Annotated in this window: 14 protein-coding genes and 1 tRNA gene; 2 read left to right on the forward strand and 13 right to left on the reverse strand. The window is 64.8% G+C overall.

Annotated elements, in window-relative coordinates:
* From secD to M8312_RS08615, 3 genes are all read right to left on the reverse strand, one after another.
* Positions 1-1,590 (reverse strand): protein translocase subunit SecD, encoded by a 1,590-nt coding sequence (gene secD, locus M8312_RS08605; RefSeq protein ID WP_250117304.1) that lies wholly within the window; start codon positions 1,588-1,590, stop codon positions 1-3.
* Positions 1,590-1,937, reverse strand: a complete 348-nt coding sequence (gene yajC / locus M8312_RS08610) for a preprotein translocase subunit YajC (protein ID WP_250117305.1) — start codon at positions 1,935-1,937, stop codon at positions 1,590-1,592. Before yajC ends, secD begins: the two co-directional genes overlap by 1 nt.
* Positions 1,938-2,053: 116 nt before the next feature.
* Positions 2,054-2,130, reverse strand: a tRNA-Pro gene (locus tag M8312_RS08615).
* A 130-nt stretch (positions 2,131-2,260) separates the two neighbouring features.
* Between M8312_RS08615 and M8312_RS08620 the strand changes: the two genes are divergently transcribed.
* A complete protein-coding gene (locus M8312_RS08620; protein ID WP_250117306.1) occupies positions 2,261-2,977 on the forward strand; it encodes a TIGR02117 family protein in 717 nt (238 codons plus the stop codon).
* Here the strand turns inward: M8312_RS08620 and hslU are convergent.
* The 9 genes from hslU to M8312_RS08665 all read right to left on the reverse strand — a co-directional run bounded on the left by hslU (position 2,958) and on the right by M8312_RS08665 (position 13,019).
* Positions 2,958-4,256, reverse strand: coding sequence for an ATP-dependent protease ATPase subunit HslU (hslU, locus tag M8312_RS08625; protein ID WP_250117307.1), 1,299 nt, complete (start codon positions 4,254-4,256; stop codon positions 2,958-2,960). The genes M8312_RS08620 and hslU overlap by 20 nt on opposite strands.
* 7 nt (positions 4,257-4,263) lie before the next feature.
* Positions 4,264-4,797, reverse strand: coding sequence for an ATP-dependent protease subunit HslV (hslV, locus tag M8312_RS08630; RefSeq protein ID WP_284070168.1), 534 nt, complete (start codon positions 4,795-4,797; stop codon positions 4,264-4,266).
* A 23-nt stretch (positions 4,798-4,820) separates the two neighbouring features.
* The gene (locus tag M8312_RS08635) at positions 4,821-5,741 is read right to left on the reverse strand and encodes an alpha/beta hydrolase (RefSeq protein ID WP_250117308.1); all 921 of its coding nucleotides are present in this window, start codon (positions 5,739-5,741) and stop codon (positions 4,821-4,823) included.
* Complete coding sequence (locus M8312_RS08640; RefSeq protein ID WP_250117309.1) at positions 5,741-7,216, reverse strand: phospholipase D-like domain-containing protein; 1,476 nt, start codon at positions 7,214-7,216, stop codon at positions 5,741-5,743. Before M8312_RS08640 ends, M8312_RS08635 begins: the two co-directional genes overlap by 1 nt.
* 71 nt (positions 7,217-7,287) lie before the next feature.
* Positions 7,288-7,515, reverse strand: a complete 228-nt coding sequence (locus tag M8312_RS08645) for a hypothetical protein (protein ID WP_250117310.1) — start codon at positions 7,513-7,515, stop codon at positions 7,288-7,290.
* 452 nt (positions 7,516-7,967) lie between these two features.
* On the reverse strand, positions 7,968-9,056 hold the full coding sequence (locus M8312_RS08650) for an LLM class flavin-dependent oxidoreductase (RefSeq protein ID WP_250117311.1): 1,089 nt from the start codon (positions 9,054-9,056) through the stop codon (positions 7,968-7,970).
* Entirely contained in the window at positions 9,053-9,958 is a 906-nt protein-coding gene (locus M8312_RS08655; RefSeq protein ID WP_250117312.1) for an aldo/keto reductase, read from the reverse strand. Before M8312_RS08655 ends, M8312_RS08650 begins: the two co-directional genes overlap by 4 nt.
* Entirely contained in the window at positions 9,955-10,971 is a 1,017-nt protein-coding gene (locus tag M8312_RS08660; RefSeq protein ID WP_250117313.1) for a LacI family DNA-binding transcriptional regulator, read from the reverse strand. Before M8312_RS08660 ends, M8312_RS08655 begins: the two co-directional genes overlap by 4 nt.
* Positions 10,968-13,019 carry an alpha-glucosidase gene (locus M8312_RS08665; RefSeq protein WP_502957400.1) on the reverse strand — a complete coding sequence of 684 codons (2,052 nt, stop codon included), beginning with the start codon at positions 13,017-13,019 and terminating at the stop codon, positions 10,968-10,970. Before M8312_RS08665 ends, M8312_RS08660 begins: the two co-directional genes overlap by 4 nt.
* A gap of 111 nt (positions 13,020-13,130) precedes the next feature.
* Between M8312_RS08665 and M8312_RS08670 the strand changes: the two genes are divergently transcribed.
* Complete coding sequence (locus tag M8312_RS08670) at positions 13,131-15,650, forward strand: TonB-dependent receptor (RefSeq protein WP_250117314.1); 2,520 nt, start codon at positions 13,131-13,133, stop codon at positions 15,648-15,650.
* 66 nt (positions 15,651-15,716) lie between these two features.
* Here M8312_RS08670 and M8312_RS08675 read toward each other — a convergent pair whose 3' ends face one another.
* Positions 15,717-16,961: an MFS transporter gene (locus M8312_RS08675; RefSeq protein ID WP_250117315.1), complete on the reverse strand. Its 1,245-nt coding sequence runs from the start codon at positions 16,959-16,961 to the stop codon at positions 15,717-15,719.
* Positions 16,962-17,010 lie beyond the last annotated feature (49 nt).

Here is a 17,010-nt window from a genome sequence, read left to right on the forward strand (position 1 = left end):
TTAGATATGGAGTTCGCGCGGTCGCGTACGGCGCGCCCACTGCGCGACGAGCATCCGAGTGAAGAAGACCGCTGTGAAGAAGCTGGTCACCACGCCGATCAGCAGCACCACGGCAAAGCCGCGCACCGGACCGGACCCGAAGTAAATCATCAGCGTGGCCGAGATGACGTGCGTCAGATTTGCGTCGAAGATCGCTCGACGGGCTTCGTGGTAGCCGGTCTCGATCGCGTCCAGGATGCGGCGGCCTCGGCGAAGCTCTTCACGGATGCGCTCGTTGATCAGCACGTTGGCGTCGACCGCGGCACCGATGGTGAGGATGAAGCCGGCGATACCTGGAAGCGTCAGCGTGGCATTGAACAGCGCCATGATTCCCAGGATCAGGAAGGCGTTCACAATGAGGGCGATCGTCGCATAGACGCCGAACCTGCCATAGGTGACCAGCATGAAGATGATCACCGCAACCACGGATACGATGGAGGCGATCGCGCCCTTGCGGATGGAGTCCGCGCCAAGGTCGGGGCTTACCGTCCGCTCCTCCACCACGTTCAGCTTCACCGGCAACTGGCCGGACTTGAGGCTGACCGCGAGCGCATTGGCGCTCTCCACCGTGAAGTTGCCGCTAATCTGCGCCTGACCACCGAGGATCGGCTCGTTGATGTTCGGCGCGGAGAGGACCTTGTCGTCCAAGATGATGGCGAACGGCTTGCCGGTATTCTCCTGCGTGGCCCGCCCGAAGCGCTTGGCACCCGCCGCATTGAAGGTGATCGAGACCGACGGTCGCCCCGACTGCTGGTCGAATGCCTGCTTGGCGTCGATCAGCTGATCGCCGGACACCATCACCCGGCGCTGCACCGCGATAAAGCCGCCATCGACCATCGGCAGGATCTGGCTGCCGGGAGGAGCACGGCCCTGCGCGACCTGCGCCGGATCGGCATTGAGATCGACCAGTTTGAATTCGAGCCGTGCGGTCTGGCCGATCAGCTTCTTCAGCGCCTCGGGATTATCGACACCGGGAACCTGGACCAGGATCCGCTGGGCGCCCTGGTTCACGACGGTGATCTCGCGCGTGCCCGACGGGTCGATGCGGCGTCGAACGACGTCGCGCGCATCCGTCATGGCGTTCTTGAGCAGTTCCGCCGTTCCCTGCGGTGTCGGGCTCATCACCACCCGATTGCCGTCGAACGCCTGCACGTCCCACGACCGCACACCGCTGAGGCCAACCGGCGCCGTCAGCGTGCGCATCCGCTCGACCGCCGCGTCCAGCTGGGCGGGATTGCGCACCATGAAGCTGACCTGGCCGCCCGAGAGCGAAATGTCGCCGGTATCAATCCGCGGATCACGTCGCAGCTCGGTCCGGACATTTTCTTCCATGGCGGTCAGCCGGTGCTTGGCGGCATCGGCAAGGTCGGCCTCTTCGAGCAGCTGGCTGCCGCCCGCGAGGTCGAGGCCAAGGCTAATCCTGCTGTGGGGCAGGAAGCGCGGATAATGATCGGCCGCCGATTTCGGCAGCAAACTCGGAATGGCGAGAAGGATGCCGACCGCGATGGTCAGCCAGATCGCCAGAACCTTCCATCGCGGAAAGTCGAGCATCAGTCGTTCGCCGGCTTCGAAGCGGCGGTCAGGACTTGCGCTATGGTCGCCTTGACCACGCGGACCTTGACGCCTTGGGCGATCTCTACCTCGGCCTCATTGTCGTCGATCACCCGCGTGACCCGGGCGCGAATGCCGCCGGCGGTGACGATTTCGTCGCCCTTCTTGATCGCGGACACCGCGGCCTGATGATCCTTCACCCGCTTTTGCTGAGGGCGGATCATCAAAACGTAGAAGATCACGAAGACGGCGAGCCACGGCGCCAGACCCACAAGAAAGGTCATCGGACCGGCAGGCGAGCCGGAGCCCGCTCCGGCGGCGGCAGTGGCGAGAAGAAGGGTCGTCATCGAGTGAGATCGTTCCTAGGGGCTGCCGTGATCATCCGGTGCAAGCGTCCTCCGAGATGCCCGCCGATCCGATCACTCGGCGCGAGCGTCCCCGGACGCTCGCTGGCGCCGAATGATGGTCGGAGCGACAGGATTCGAACCTGCGACCCCCACACCCCCAGTGTGATGCGCTACCAGGCTGCGCTACGCTCCGACCCGGCGGGGCATCTAGGCGGCAAGCGGCGGATAAGCAAGGCATTGGCCGACATGTCGAGCCCGCCAGACCGCCTTTCCATTCACGCCCCCGATTGCCGAGCCGCCAAGCTCTGCTAGCGTGGCGCCGCATGCCCCGACGCCGCCGCTCCCGTTCACCCTGGCTGCGCCGCCTTCTGCTGGGCTTGCTGGCTGTTCCGGCAACCTACCTCTTGGCCGCGCTGATTGGAGCGATCGTCCCGCTGAACGGCGCCTGGCGCGAGCCTGCCCAGGGCACGACGATTTACCTGCGATCCAATGGGATCCATGTTGACATAATCATGCCGGCCGAGGCGCAGGGACTGGATTGGCGATCCTACTTTCCGGCGGAGGATTTCGCTGATCCGCCGACCGACAGCCGCTGGTTCGGCTTTGGCGGCGGCGAGCGGAGAGTGTATCTCGACACGCCGACCTGGGCAGACATCACGCCGCGCACCCTCTGGTTGGCGCTGGCCGGCGGCGAACGCGTGCTGCACGTGGACCGAACCGCGGTTCCTGGGGACAATCTGGTCGCCATCCGCCTTCGACCCGAAGAGTACCGACGTTTGTGGGCGTCGATCCGCGCGCAGCTCGAACTGCGAGAGGACGGAAGGCCGCAGCGGCTTCGCCACCCCGGTTACGGGCCCGATGACGCCTTCTATCAGGCGCGTGGTCGAGCGAACGCCATCAACACCTGCAACCAGTGGGTCGCCGACCAGCTGCGCATCTCCGGCGTCAAGGTAAGTGCGTGGACGCCATTCCCGATCGGACTGCGGTGGCGTTATCGGAGCGGTTCGGAACAGGCTCTAGTCAGAGCACGTACCGGCTGAGGTCGGTGTTCCTGGCGATGCCGCTCAACTGGGCATCCACGAAGGCCCCGTCGACCACCAACCTCTCGCCCCTTCGGTCCTCCGCCTCGAAGCTGACGGTCTCAAGCAGTTTCTCGAGTACGGTCTGCAGCCGCCGAGCACCGATATTCTCGACCGCTTCATTAACCTCGGCGGCAATGCGCGCGAGGCCACGGATCCCATCATCAGCGAATTCGATGGTCACTTCCTCGGTCGCGAGCAAGGCACGGTACTGCTCGGTGAGGCTCGCCCGAGTGTCGGTCAGGATGCGGACGAAATCATCCTCGCTGAGCGCCTTGAGCTCAACCCGGATCGGCAGCCGGCCCTGTAATTCGGGAAGCAGGTCGGCCGGCTTGGCGACATGGAAGGCGCCCGAGGCAATGAACAGGATGTGGTCGGTTTTGATGGGACCGTACTTGGTCGCGACCGTGGTGCCTTCGATCAACGGGAGCAGATCGCGCTGCACACCTTCACGGCTGACCGATCCGCCACGCACGTCGCTCACCGCGATCTTGTCGATTTCGTCGAGGAAGACGATGCCATTCGCCTCCGCATCGGCCAGCGCCGCGCGGTTCACGTCATCCTGATCGAGGCGCTTGTCCGCTTCGTCGTCGACCAGCTTGGCGAAGGCGGCCGGCACCTTGAGCTTGCGCCGCTTCTTGGGCGGGCCGCCCATGGCCTTGCTCATCATCTCGCTGAGATTGAGGACGCCCATGCCCCCGCCCCCTGGCAGGTCGAAAGGCATCGCCGGGGTATCGCTGACCTCGATCTCCACCTCGGCCTCGTTGAGCGCTCCGTCTGAAAAGCGCTGGCGGAAGCTGGCGCGGGTCGCCTCGCTTGAGCCCTTGCCGGTAAGCGCGTCGAGCAACCTGTACATCGCCGCCTCCTCAGCGGCGGTTCGGACCCGCTCACGACGACGCTCCTTCTCCAGTCGAACCGCCTCCTCGACGAGGTCCCGGGCGATCTGCTCGACGTCGCGGCCGACATAGCCGACTTCCGTGAACTTGGTCGCCTCGACCTTGACGAACGGAGCATCCGCGAGCTTCGCAAGTCGGCGGCTGATCTCCGTCTTGCCGCAACCAGTCGGTCCGATCATCAAGATATTCTTGGGCGTGACCTCGTCGCGAAGCTCGGGCGAGAGCTGCTGCCGCCGCCAGCGATTGCGCAGCGCAACCGCCACAGCCCGCTTGGCGTCAGCCTGGCCAATGATGTGCTCGTCCAAGGCCGCGACGATGGCCTTGGGGGTCAGATTGTCGTTCATGGATGTCCTAGACTGTCTCGACCGTCAGTCGGTCGTTGGTGAAGACGCAGACCTCGGCGGCGATCGCCATGGCGCGGCGCGCCAACTTCTCAGGATCTGATTCATAGTCGACCAGCGCCTTGGCCGCCGACAGCGCGTAATTGCCTCCCGATCCGATCGCCGCAATTCCGCCTTCTGGCTCCAGCACGTCGCCATTGCCGGTCAAGATCAGCATCACCTCGGCGTCGGCCACGATCATCAACGCTTCGAGATTGCGGAGGTACTTGTCCGTCCGCCAGTCCTTCGCCAGCTCCACCGCAGCCCGCATCAATTGGCCGTGATGCTGCTCCAGCTTCTTCTCCAGGCGTTCGAACAGGGTAAAGGCGTCCGCGGTCGCTCCGGCGAATCCACCGATCACCTTGCCATCCTTGCCGATCCGCCGGACCTTGCGGGCATTGGGCTTCATCACCGTGTTGCCCATGCTGACCTGGCCGTCGCCGGCAATTACCGTCCGGCCGTCCATCTTCACGCCCAGGATCGTCGTCCCGTGCCACTGCTCCAAGGTGTTGGTCCCTTCCGCTCTCTCTACGAAGCGGAAGTGGGAAGCGCGGTGGCCGAGCGCAAGAAAGTCACCGCATCCTCGAGCACCGGCAATCGGCTACGGAACACTCGCGACAGCGAAACCAGCGGGTCGACGTGGTTTGCCTGGGGATAGATATTGAGCACCACCGGCGCGCCGGCCGCCTCCAGCTTGGCGGCGAGCGTCCGGCTGTTCTTGGCATAGACCAACCGATCCGACTGGCCGTGCAACAGGAGGATCGGCGGAGCGTCCGAACGCACATGGGTGATCGGCTGGGTTTCTACCGGGTCCGGCCAATGGCCGAAAGCTGCCCGCCCGCGAAACTCACGAAAGGGGTGAAAATCATAGGGGCCGCTGATCAGCGCCGCGCCCTTGATCGTGTCGGACGGCAGCTGCACCCCGTCCAGCCAGCGTTGGTCGAGCGCCAGCATGGCGGCAATATACGCCCCGGCGCTATGCCCCGACAACCCGATCCGCCTGGGGTCACCATCGTAACCGTCGATGTTCTTGACGACCCACCGCAGCGCCAATGCGGAGTCCCACAAGAAGCCGGGGTATCGAACAGCCGGCGCCAAGCGGTAGTCAGGCACCACCGCGACAAACCCGCATTCCGCGAAGGCCGCTGCCGCCCAGCCATAATCGCCGCGATCCCCGGCATGCCAGCCGCCGCCATAGAAGAAGACGACCACCGGCCAGCCACCTGCTGGCTTCGCGATCCGTGTCGGAGGCAGCCAAATGTCGAGGTGATGCCGGTCATGCGGGCCATAGCGCACTCCACGGCCGACCTGGCGCGCGCCGCCCCGCCCGGCGATCAGCCGGTCCGCCCGGTTGAGAACCGACAGAGGATTCCAGCCGCGGGTTTCGAACAGGTTGGCAATGGTGCGCGGCAGGTCCTGCCATGCGCGCTTCGCTGGCGGCTTGGTCATCAGACCGTCGCCTCAGCATGACGCCGAAAATGGCGGCGTCCACGCCAGCGTTCGCGGATCGGGCTGAAAAGGCTGCGGTGCGTCATGCCCTCGAACATCAGGTCAGGGCTCTTGGGATCGAGCAGCTCGCGGTCGGCGATGAACTCGGCGGCGTCCGACGGCTTCTCGATCGGCAGCAAGGCCAGCGAGTGGCCGGGGCCGCGAAGGGCTTCGATGGTGGCGAGCAGCGAGCCGCTGCGGCTGAACTCGTCCACCACGCGCTCCCGTTCTGTGCCCAGGTGCTCGGCCATCAGCTGCGTCCGCAGGGCCGCGATTCCGTCGCGCTGAGCGTCGTCGACCGCCTCGAGCGCGAGGTCGCATTCGCTGTCGAGCCCGAGGCTCCGATTGTTGAGGTTGGAAGAACCGACCCGAAGGACCTGGTCGTCGACGATCATCAACTTGGCGTGGACATAGATGTCCTGCCCTTGCTGAGTCTTTGGCGTAAAGATGCGGAAGCGATTGTCAGGATCATGCCTGCCGATCGCCTGTGCCAGCCGGATGCGCGCCGCGTCCATCGCCACCTGCTCGAGCCAGCCGTCGGCGGTGAGCGGCTGGACTAGCACGATCTCGGGCGGGTCGGGTCGCTCAAGCCGGCGGATGATGGCGGCGGCTACCACGGGCGAGGTGAAATATTGATTCTCGGCGTAGATGAAGCGTTGGGCGCTTTCGATCATGTCGACGAAGAGCGCCTCGACTTCCTTGACCGCCGGCCACTCCCGATAAGCCGCAGCATTGCGCGCGACCGCCACCTTGAGGTTCTCGAATTGCGGCTGCAATCCTTCGGGCCAGACGCAATCGGGCATGTCGAGGATCGGCAGTTGTTCACCGGTGGCACGAAACCAGCGGTCTCGGGCGATTTCGCTCAGCGCCCCAGCAGCAGGACCGTCCACCGCCATGGTCGCGTCGTGCCACGGCCCATATTCACTTCCATTGGGCCGCACACGGCCCGGATCGTGGTCGGCGTGGACCGGCCGGTCCCAGCGATCACCAGTCATGTCGATCCCGCCGCAAATGGCGAAGCAGTCGTCAATGACAACGATCTTCTGATGATGGCTGCAGCCGGTTGGGTGGGCGTGGTCGAGGCGGAAGCGCACCTGCTTCTGCCATGCCAGGCGCGCGATCCAGGCAATTGCGCTTCCGCGCAGGAGCATCTTGAGTGCCCCCAGATCCCATTTGAGGATGAGGATCTCAAGCTCCGGATTCTGCTTCGGCAGGTTCAGCAGGAAGTCGCCAAGCGTTTCCTCGGGATTGCCGTCGCCAGTCCGGTCGAGCTTGATGCGCGGGTCGAAGTCCCAGCCAATGATCAGGATCCGCTTCCTGGCCTGAAGCATGGCCTGCCGGATCACGCGATAATAGTCGCAAGCGTCGACGATCACGGCCGCGTGGTCCGCTTGCGCCATTCGCCAGATATTTCGTCCCGGTTCGAACAACGTCATGCCACCCCCATTCCAGCCCGTTAGAAAGGCTGCAAGGGTCCGCTTCGTTCCAAGGGTGAAACTGACCGGGTTTAGCGGTGTCGCTGCGAAGCCCCGATCGACACCGTCGGCATCAATTCCGCGGCGGCCGCCTTGACCGTCGTCGAGTGCGCGGGCTTGCGGCCAGGCCAGGCGGTGATCGCAATTGCCACGGCCAAGACACCGAGGCCCAGCATCAGCAACATGAAAGGCACCAAGCCAAGCAGCACCCGGTCCTGCCCGCGTTCCTCGCCGCCAACTTTGGCGGGCAGAGCCGTCAACGGTCGACCGCTGGCAGCCCGGCGATTTCGTCGGGGAGGAAGATAATCCTCGGGCCTCGTCCAGCTGCGTCGACCTGGCCGCGGCAATAGCTCATCGTGCTTCATGACAGGGTATCTGGGACGGCGATCACCTTTGCTCAACGCACCGACTCGCCAGCGGACGCACCACCTGTCTCAAAGTCCGTGTCGAGCGCCGCAATTCATCGCAAATGAGGCCTTGTGCGCAGTAAGCGAGCCGCTCTGGTCAGACCCCTAGATCTATCGGTAAGCAGATGTCGCGGCATTAGCCGACATTGGGCTACCGAAGCTCCAGCAAAGCCGCAGGGGCGCCCGTCGGCCTAAGTGCACGGTTGAAACTCACTCCAGCTTTGAGATCGAGCGCCGGCAACTACAGGATTGCGCTCGTCTTGCCGCTTCGCCGCCCCCTCACCAGACGCAAGTGGCGAGCGGTCTTAGAAAGGCGCGTGATCGATGTTGGGCAGCACGTGGCGCGCGAACAAGTCGCACTCGGCAATGTGCGGATAGCCGGACAGAATGAAGGCGTCGATTCCGGCCGCCCGATACGCCTGCAGCTTGGCAAGTACCTGGTCTGGATCGCCGACGATCGCGGACCCGCAGCCAGAGCGGGCACGCCCGATGCCAGTCCAGAGATTCTCTTCGACGAAGCCCTCGCCATCTGCGGCTCCGCGAAGCTCCGCCTGACGCTGAACGCCATAATTCTGTGCATCAAGCGACTTGTTGCGGATCGCATCGCCTGTGGCCGCGTCTAGCCTGGAAAGCAGCTTGTCGGCATAGGCCCGCGCTTCCGACTCGGCTTCCCGCACAATCACGTGGACGCGGTAGCCAAAGCGCAGGGTGCGCCCGTGCTTGGCGGCTCTGGCGGTAAGGTCCGCGATGTTCTCCTTCACCTTTGACATGGTGTCGGGCCACATCAGATAGACATCGCTGCCGACTGCCGCCGCTTCCCGGGCCTCATCGCTGAGCCCGCCAAAGTAAAGCAGCGGCGGCTTGCCGGAGAGGGTTCCCACACGCATCGGCTCGAGATTGAGCTGGTAGAATTCCCCGTCGTGGCTGAGGTGCTCGCCAGCGAGCAGGGTTTTAAGGATGTGCATCACCTCCGTTGCCCGCTGGTAGCGCGCGGCAGACGGCAGCTTCTCGCCCGGGAGGTCGGACGCAATGATGTTGACTGTGAGCCGCCCGCCCGTCCGCTCGGCATTCCACCCAAGAATACGATCGAGCGTGGCGATGCGGCGGGCGAGTTGCGGCGGCCAGTCCTCGCCGGTGCGCGTCGCCCACAGCAACTTCAAGCGCTTCAGGTAAGGTGCAATCGCCGCCGCGAACACCGTGGTGTCGATCCCCAGCTGATAGCCTGAGGGCAGCAGGATGTTGTCGAAGCCGCCATCCTCGGCCGCTAGCGCGATGTTACGGCAATGCTCCCAACTCGATTTGAGCCGATCATCAGGAACACCAAGATACTCGTAGTCGTCGTCGCACAGCGCGGAAAACCAGCTAACCTCGCACGGACCTTGCGCCTCAGTCATGGCAAACGCTCTCCTCTGGCGGCGACCAGCACCGCGTACCAATGTTCCCGCGTCCAGCGCACGGTGAGCGCCTGCGCCGCCTCGCGAATGCGCTCGGGCCGCTGACTGCCGACGATCGGGACGATGCCGGCCGGATGGGCTATCAGCCAGCTGTAGGCCGCCACGGTGCGGCTAACGCCTTGATCCAGCGCAACGACGTCGAGCGCCTCGGCGACCGCGCGGTCGCGTTGGCTCTGCGGATCGGCAAGTCGGCCGCCGCCCAGCGGTGACCAGGCCAGCGGCCGCAGGCCAAGAGTGATGGCCTGATCGAGTTCGCCGTTTTCGAAGCAGTCGATCCGCAGAGGAGAGATTTCAGGCTGCGTGGAGACAAGCGGGCAACTGAGGAAATGCGCCAACGCTGCGGTCTGGGCGGCCGTGTAGTTCGACACACCGACTGCGCCGATCTTGCCCGCCGCGATCGCCTCCTCGAGTGTACGCGCCACCTCCGCCGGGTGAGCGAGAATGTCAGGCCGGTGGATCTGGTAGAGCTCCACCCGCTCAACCCGCAGGCGCCGCAGTGAAGCGTCAATGGCGCTCGCCAGGTAACCGGAGCTCTGGTCGTAGGGCAGCGGTGGGCGAATGCCGCCCTTGGTCGCGAGCACCATGCGGCGGCGCAGGCCGAGGTCCGCGGCCAGCACCTCACCCAGGAGCGCCTCCGCAGCCCCGAAGCCACTGCTTCCGTCGAAGCCATAGATGTCCGCCGTGTCGAGCAGGGTGATCCCTGAATCGAGCGCTTCCGCCACCAAAGCTGCCGCCTCGGTCCGTGTTCCGGACAAGCGCCACATGCCCCACCCCAAGGGCGAAACAGACGGCCCATCCGGACCGAGCGGAAGAGAAGCGGGCGGTAGGGAAAGATCGCTCATTTGGTCTCCATGCGGCGAGATGGCGGAGCCGCAGATGTTCGCTCGACCAGCCGATGATCGAGCCGCCGATGCGCGAACTCGCCCGACAGGAGCAAGCCGGTCGCCGTGCTGGCGAGATCGAACATGGGCTGGTGTATGGTGGTCAGCGGCGGCCACACCGTCCGCGCCAGCGTCGTGTCATCGAACCCGACCACAGACAACGCGGTCGGCAGGTCGAGGCCGCGGTCGTGTGCCACGGCCAGCACACCCGCCGCCATGTCGTCGTTGCTTGCGAAAATGGCGGTGGGCGGCTTGGGCAGACCAAGGAAGTAGGCAGCCGCCGCGCAGCCGCTGTCGAAGTCGAACTGGCCGTCCGCGACCAGTTGGGGTTCATAATCAATGCCAGCACGATCAAGCGCCCGACGATAACCGAACAGTCGGTCGTCGGAGGCGAGGTGGTTCGGGTGACCCCGAATGAAGGCAATCCGCCGGTGCCCGAGATTGATGAGGTAGGTGGTCATGTCGTCCGCGGCCTGGACGTCGTCCATGAACACCGACGAGCTACGCGCGTGGTTGGTGCCGGGGCTGATCCGCACGAACGGCGTGCCGAGCGCTTCCAGCGCCGCCAGCACTGGCTCGCAGTCGGTCACCGGCGAGGACAGGATCACCCCGTCGACCCGGGTCTCGTCGATCAGTCCGCGCACCTGCTCTCCAACGTCCGCATCCGACACCACCACCGGTTGGGAGAGCAGCCGGACGCCCTCTGCATGGCAACGCTCCCAGCAGCCAGTCAGCACCTGGTGCATGTAGTAGGGACTGTGATTGTCGTAGATTAGGGCCAGCTGGTTCGACTTGGCACCTGACAGTATGCGGGCCGCCACGCTGGGTCGAAAGTCGAGCGCCTGCACGGCCGCTTCGACCCGGCGCCGGGTGGCATCGCTGACATAAGGCTGTTTGTTGAGCACTCGACTGACGGTCTTAACCGAAACTCCGGCGCGCTCGGCAACGTCACGGATGTTGCTCCGCTCGTTCATTTCGAGCCGGCCAAGGCCGCTGGCAGCTGCTGGAACAGCTCGGCGAATTCACTGCCGCCGCGCACGTAGACCGGAGGCGAACCGATTGGCGCGGCCGCCGTTACCCAGCCCGGCCCGGCCGGCTCCCCCGACCACAAGTGGCGCCAGGCTTCACCCGCAGGCAGATAGACGCGGCGCTGCGTCGTGTCCTCCTCCACGATCGGAGCCACCAGCAGGTCAGCGCCGTAGAGATACTGATTTTGCAGCACCGCGCACTCGGGGTCGTCCGGATAGTGCAGGAACATCGCGCGCTGGGCCGGGAGCCCGGTTGCGACCGCCTCATCGCACAGGTGCCGCACGTAGGGCGCAAGCGCGGCGTGTACGCGGCTCCACCCGGCAAAACAGTTCAGCAATTCGGGCGTGCTGTCGATCTGCAGGTTCTCGTCCGGGCGATTGCCTTCATGGGTGCGCATCACGGGCGCGAAAGCGGCCAACTCGCACCAGCGCATGAGCAACTCGGCGCTGCGCACCTTTCCGCCAAGCGACGTATAGCCGCCGCAATCCGAATGGCTGTAGGCGTTGCCAACAAGGCCGGCAGACAAGGCCGCGGTGATCACGGTATTGATCCCGTCGTGACGGGAGAAGTCGACGCTCTGGTCGCCCGCCCAGAGCAGCGGGCAATGCGCCTGGACGCCCGAGAAGCCCGCGCGCATGAAGAACAGGGCATCGCCCCACTTGCCGCGAGACCGGAGCGCCTGCTCATTGACCTGCGCCCACAGCACCGGCCACCGATTGTGCGCAAGCATGGGGTCTTCGCCGCTCGCCAGGCGCACATCCGTGGGCAGATACTCGCCGAAGTCCGCCATCCACCCGTCGATGCCGATGTCGAGCATTTCCCGCGCAAGGATGCGTTCCGCGAACCATGCGCGGCTCTCCGCCCGGGTGAAATCGACCACGCCCGCGTCGAACTCCCCGAAGTCCACGGCATAGGGCTCGTCCTTGCCCTGCTGCTGCGCCAGGTGACCAGCATCCGCAGCCTCTCGGTAAAGCGGGCCATCCACCGCCAGATAGGGGTTGGCATAAGCTAGAAAACGGATGCCGCGCTGCTTTAGTCCGGCGATCCGTGCGGGCAGGTCGGGGTACCTTCCTCCATTCCACTGCCAATCCCAGAACAGGCGCCGGCCGAAGCTAGTCTCACGAATGCCGGCCCAATCCTCGCACCACAGTCCGCTCACCGCTGCGCCGGCCGCCAATATCCGTTCAAGACGGTCGAAGCTGCGCGTGCCCTCCTTTAGTCCGACGATCGCGCCGCCAATCGCCCAGTCGGGCAGCGGTGGCTGTCGCCCGAACCGGGTCGACAGGCTACCTACCAGTGCGGCCGGAGAAGCAGCAGCGGTGAACTCAATGGTGGCTTGTTCCTGCCAGACCTCCAATGCAGGGCCGCGCTCAGCGGTGAAGTCGAGCACGCAATAACTGCTGACGTCCGCGTGCAGTGCATAGCAACGCGACGAAAGATACGTCGGCTGAGGATAATTGGTGGTCCAGTAATCGCCCCCGGCCATCGCGACCTCGTCCATGGCCTGCGTGAACAGGTCGGACTTATCGCGTCCGACGCCCGGCTCGCTGGTCCATATCGGGAAAGATCGGTCATTGAGGCACAGGTAGCTCATCTGCTCACCCCCGCCCCAGAAGCGCTCCCCCGCTTGGCCCTCGAACTGCAGCCAGATTCGATCAAAGCCGGCTGCAAGCGTGCGAAGTTGAAGAGCACCGTCGGCTCCCGGACGGTCTGTGATATGTAGTTCGAGCAGCGGCTCGCTCGCCCGATCCGCTGCCAGCAGCAGCCGCTCGCCCTGAAGCCGAGCGGACTCAAGTGCGGTCACATCCGAGGGCGAATCGCTGATCCGGAAGTTGCCCCGGAACATCTCCACGTCGGAATGACCTCTCGCGACTCGCGCTAGGGGACCCCTGCTCGTGTCGAGCAGAAGGAGATCGCCGAGCATCAGCGCGACGCATCCGTCGCGCTCCTGCCACGCCAGCCGACAACCTTTCTCCGCTTGCCCCTCGCTCATATGACAACGCTTGACATAAACGGCCCGTCGTTATCAACCTCCAGATTATGCCGGTGGGGTTTGACCCTGCCGGGCGAGGAGGTGCCGCTCGCGGCAAAGGGAGGAACAGGGATGAAGACGAAGCTTCTCGTGGGGACGATTCTGTCCACCGTTGGCATGGCCGCGCCGGCGCTCGCCGCGCAGGCGGCACCAGCGGTGCAGACACCGCCGTCCGTGCCACCCGCGGATCCAGCCGCGCCCGCTGCTACTGCCAGCGATCAGCAGCAGGCTCCCGATGCAAATACGGCTTCGACGCCGGGCGAGATCGTCGTCACCGCGCAGAAGCGCAGCGAGCGTCTGCAGGACATTCCTGTGGCGGTTTCGGTCGTCAGTGGTGCCGCCCTTGAGACAGCGGCACGGCCGAGTATCGAAAGCGCTACTCAGTTAGTGCCCGCGCTGAACTTCCTGAAGTCGGGAACCACGCTCAACCAGACCATCTTCCTGCGCGGCGTCGGCACTGCATCCTTCTCCATCGCCGGTGAGCCGTCGGTTTCCACCATTGTCGACGGCGTGGTCTATGCTCGTTCGGGCGAGGCCTTCTCCGACCTGATCGACGTCGATCAGCTGGAAGTGCTCCGGGGGCCCCAGGGCACGCTGTTCGGCAAGAATGCTTCGGCGGGTGTCATCAACATCATCACCAAGCAGCCGACCGCTCGTCCTGGCGGAACGCTCGAGGCAAGCTACTTCACCGGCGGCAGTGAGATGCGGGTGCGCGGCGCAATCAACGTGCCGCTGTCCAAGGATCTGCTCACCCGTTTCACCGGCTTCTATGGCCATTACGACGGAAACATCCGCAACGTCGCCCACAACAATGACCGGGTGAATGGCTACAAGCACTACGGCGTTCGCGGTCAGCTGCTGTACCGGCCCGACAGCGGTCTGCGGGTGCTGGTGATCGGCGACTATCACAAGAATAACGACGATTGCTGTGCCGAGGTGATCGCCACGGGAACGCCCGTCGTCTCCAACGGGGTTGCCACCGGCTTCACCACCACCGCACCCATCTTCAGCATGTTGCCGACCCCGCTTGGCGACAAGACGCGCACCATCAACCAGGACCTCATCACCCGCACCAAGGAAAAGGGCTGGGGTGTGTCGGGCCAGGTTGACGTGCCGGTGGGCAACGACACCTTCACCAGCATCACCGCCTATCGCAAATGGGACAATACCGAGATTCGTGACGGCGACTGGCTGCCGCGCGCCTACGTCGGCTTCAACCAGCTGCACGATTTCGGTCCGCAGACCAGCAGCACGCTGTCGCAGGAAGTACGCCTGACCAGCCCGTCCAAGCAGCTGATCAGCTACGTGCTTGGTGGCTATTATTCGCGCGCCAAGTCGGAGCGCATCTTCACTCGCAACGACGTGGTCTGCACTGCCGCAACCGGCGCCCCGACCGGCGTCCTCATTCCCTGCGGCGGTACCGGTGCAAACCCGTCAACGACGCCGTCCGGAACGGCTGACTTCGGCTCGACCTTCCGCAACGTCGCCGTGTTCGGTCAGGGCGTGCTGAATGCGAGCGACCGTTTCCGGGTGGTCGCCGGCTTGCGCTACACCAAGGACCGGCTGTCAGTCTTCCACAAGCGTGTGTCGACCGGCCTCAATGTGAACAGCGCAGGGCAGCCGACTGCCGCTCCGGGCATCCAGCCCAACTTCGACCAGGGTGTCTTCGACCGCTACAATCAGCTGATCGCTTCCGGCAGCACGGTCGCTGCCGCTCTTGCCGCTGCGCCGCTCGCCTCCAACGGCGTCCCGTTCCGCACCAAGACCAGCAGCAGCAACGTGTCGGGCAAGGCTGCGCTGCAATATGACTTCAGCCGCGATATCATGGGCTACGTCAGCTACACGCGCGGGTACAAGGGGCCGGCCTACAACATCTTCTACAACCTGACGGCGACCGGCACCAACCGCATCGATCCCGAGACCTCGAATAGCTACGAGGTGGGGATCAAGAATACCTTCCTTGGCGGGCGGCTGGTCCTCAACCTCGACGCCTTCTACGCCAAGTACAACAACTTCCAGGCCAACAATCCCGACCTGGTTGCCGGCGTGGTCGTCACGCGCTTCACCAACGCGGGCACCGTCTCGACCCGCGGCGTCGAAGCCGACCTCATCTGGCGTCCGCTTGATGACCTGACGGTGAGCGGCGGTGTCGCCTACACCGATGCGACCGTGGACAAGTTCAATGCGCCGCCCGGCGCGGCGAGCACGGCCATCATTCCGCCGTTCACGCCGCTCGGCTATGCGCCCAAGTGGAAGGGTTCGCTGACCGCCAACTATCATGTCCGCACAGGCGGACCGGTCGACGTTTATCTTGGCGCCAGCGGAAACGCCCAGTCGAGCCAGCTCGCCCTGTTCGCGGCGGACCCGGTCCAGCGCCAGCTCGGCACGATCAAGAGCTACTCGATCGTTAACGCTTCGATCGGGGTCGGCGATGCGGCGGACCACTATCGCGTGACGTTCCAGGTCCGCAACCTGTTCGACACCAGCTACGCGGCGGCAATCACCAATGGCGGCCCGTCGGGCAGCTACCGCTATCAGATTCCACGCGACGCTGATCGCTACTATGGCGTGACCGCACGCATGAACTTCTAAGCGCTATCCCCTTGGCGCGACGGCGGGGCGGTCTCCACCCGGAGGCCGCCCCGTTCGTTTTGGCGTTCAGGGCTGGCGAAGCGTCAGCCGCGGCTCGACCAGCTGGATGAATAGGAGCGCCAGGAGGTAAGCAGAGCCGCAGATCGCGAACATCGGCGTGTAGCCATGGCCATTGGTCAGCGCCCACCCGGCCAGTTCGATAATGGCACTGCCCGTGAGGTTGCCGGCCACCCCGCCGAATGCGATCACCGTCCCGATCCGCGCCGCCGGAACGATGTCGGTCGCCATGCCGAAGATGTTGGTCGAGAAGCCCTGGTGCGCGAACAGGCCGAGGCCGATCAGGACTGCGGCCGCATAGGGGCTATGAACGAGCAAGGCGAGCGGCATGGCGAGCACGACGAGCGCGTAGAACAGCATGGACGACTTGCGCGCCCTATTGACGCTCCAGCCACGCTTCAACAGCCAGGGATAGAGCGCACCGCTGCTCAAGGCGCCGGCCGCGGCGAGGAGGAAAATAATCGCAACTGGCACCCCCAGCCGGGCCTGAGAGAGACCGAACTGCCGATTGAAGAAGTCGGGCATCCAGAACAGCACGAACCACCAGACGAGGTCCGTCAGCGCCTTGGCTCCGATTACCGCCCAGCTGGCGCGGTCGGACAGCACCGCGCCGACGTTGCGTGCAGCGGGCGCGTGCAAGCTGCTTTCCGACACCACTGGCTTGAGCCGGCGCGTGCCCCACCACCAGAGCGCCAGCCACACGAAGCCCAGGCCACCGGTCACGAGGAAGGCGGACTGCCAGCCGAACGCAAGCGCCAGTGGCGGGATAAGCAAGGGCGTCAGGATCGCACCGATATTGGGCGCGGTGTTGACGAGCCCAATGCCCCGGGAACGTCGTTCGAGGGGCAGATAAACGGCTGCAGCCTTAAGCGCGGCGGGCGTATTGACGGACTCCGCCGCAGCAAGAACTGCCCGCGCCATCACGAACTCGCCGACCCCACGTGCCGCCGCGTGAGCCATGCCCGCAAGGCTCCACAGACCGACGGCCAAGGCGTAGGACCAACGCACGCCAACCCGGTCCACGAACCATCCCACGCCGAGCAGGGAGGCCGCTGCAGTGATCTGGAACACCGAACCCAGGTGCGCGAACTGCTCATCACTCCAATTGAACTGGGCTTCCAGCGTGGGCTTTAGCAACGCTAGCACCTGCCGATCCACGTAGTTGAGTGCACTGGCGGCGAAGATCAGGACGATCAGCAATCGTTGAACGCGCAGCTCCGCTTCACTCGGTTGCACCGACGTTGGCTGATCCATCCTCCACCTCCTTCGCCCGCTTGCCCAGTTGCATAAGCACATGGCTTCG

It is taken from the genome of Sphingomonas sp. KRR8 (assembly GCF_023559245.1).
Lineage (GTDB): Bacteria > Pseudomonadota > Alphaproteobacteria > Sphingomonadales > Sphingomonadaceae > Sphingomicrobium.

Coding starts and splice junctions, on each gene's coding strand:
- secD (WP_250117304.1), bottom strand. CDS start 1,590: ATGCTCGACTTTCCGCGATGGAAGGTTCTGGCGATCTGGCTGACCATC.
- yajC (WP_250117305.1), bottom strand. CDS start 1,937: ATGACGACCCTTCTTCTCGCCACTGCCGCCGCCGGAGCGGGCTCCGGC.
- M8312_RS08620 (WP_250117306.1), top strand. CDS start 2,261: ATGCCCCGACGCCGCCGCTCCCGTTCACCCTGGCTGCGCCGCCTTCTG.
- hslU (WP_250117307.1), bottom strand. CDS start 4,256: ATGAACGACAATCTGACCCCCAAGGCCATCGTCGCGGCCTTGGACGAG.
- M8312_RS08635 (WP_250117308.1), bottom strand. CDS start 5,741: ATGACCAAGCCGCCAGCGAAGCGCGCATGGCAGGACCTGCCGCGCACC.
- M8312_RS08640 (WP_250117309.1), bottom strand. CDS start 7,216: ATGACGTTGTTCGAACCGGGACGAAATATCTGGCGAATGGCGCAAGCG.
- M8312_RS08650 (WP_250117311.1), bottom strand. CDS start 9,056: ATGACTGAGGCGCAAGGTCCGTGCGAGGTTAGCTGGTTTTCCGCGCTG.
- M8312_RS08655 (WP_250117312.1), bottom strand. CDS start 9,958: ATGAGCGATCTTTCCCTACCGCCCGCTTCTCTTCCGCTCGGTCCGGAT.
- M8312_RS08660 (WP_250117313.1), bottom strand. CDS start 10,971: ATGAACGAGCGGAGCAACATCCGTGACGTTGCCGAGCGCGCCGGAGTT.
- M8312_RS08665 (WP_502957400.1), bottom strand. CDS start 13,019: ATGAGCGAGGGGCAAGCGGAGAAAGGTTGTCGGCTGGCGTGGCAGGAG.
- M8312_RS08670 (WP_250117314.1), top strand. CDS start 13,131: ATGAAGACGAAGCTTCTCGTGGGGACGATTCTGTCCACCGTTGGCATG.
- M8312_RS08675 (WP_250117315.1), bottom strand. CDS start 16,961: ATGGATCAGCCAACGTCGGTGCAACCGAGTGAAGCGGAGCTGCGCGTT.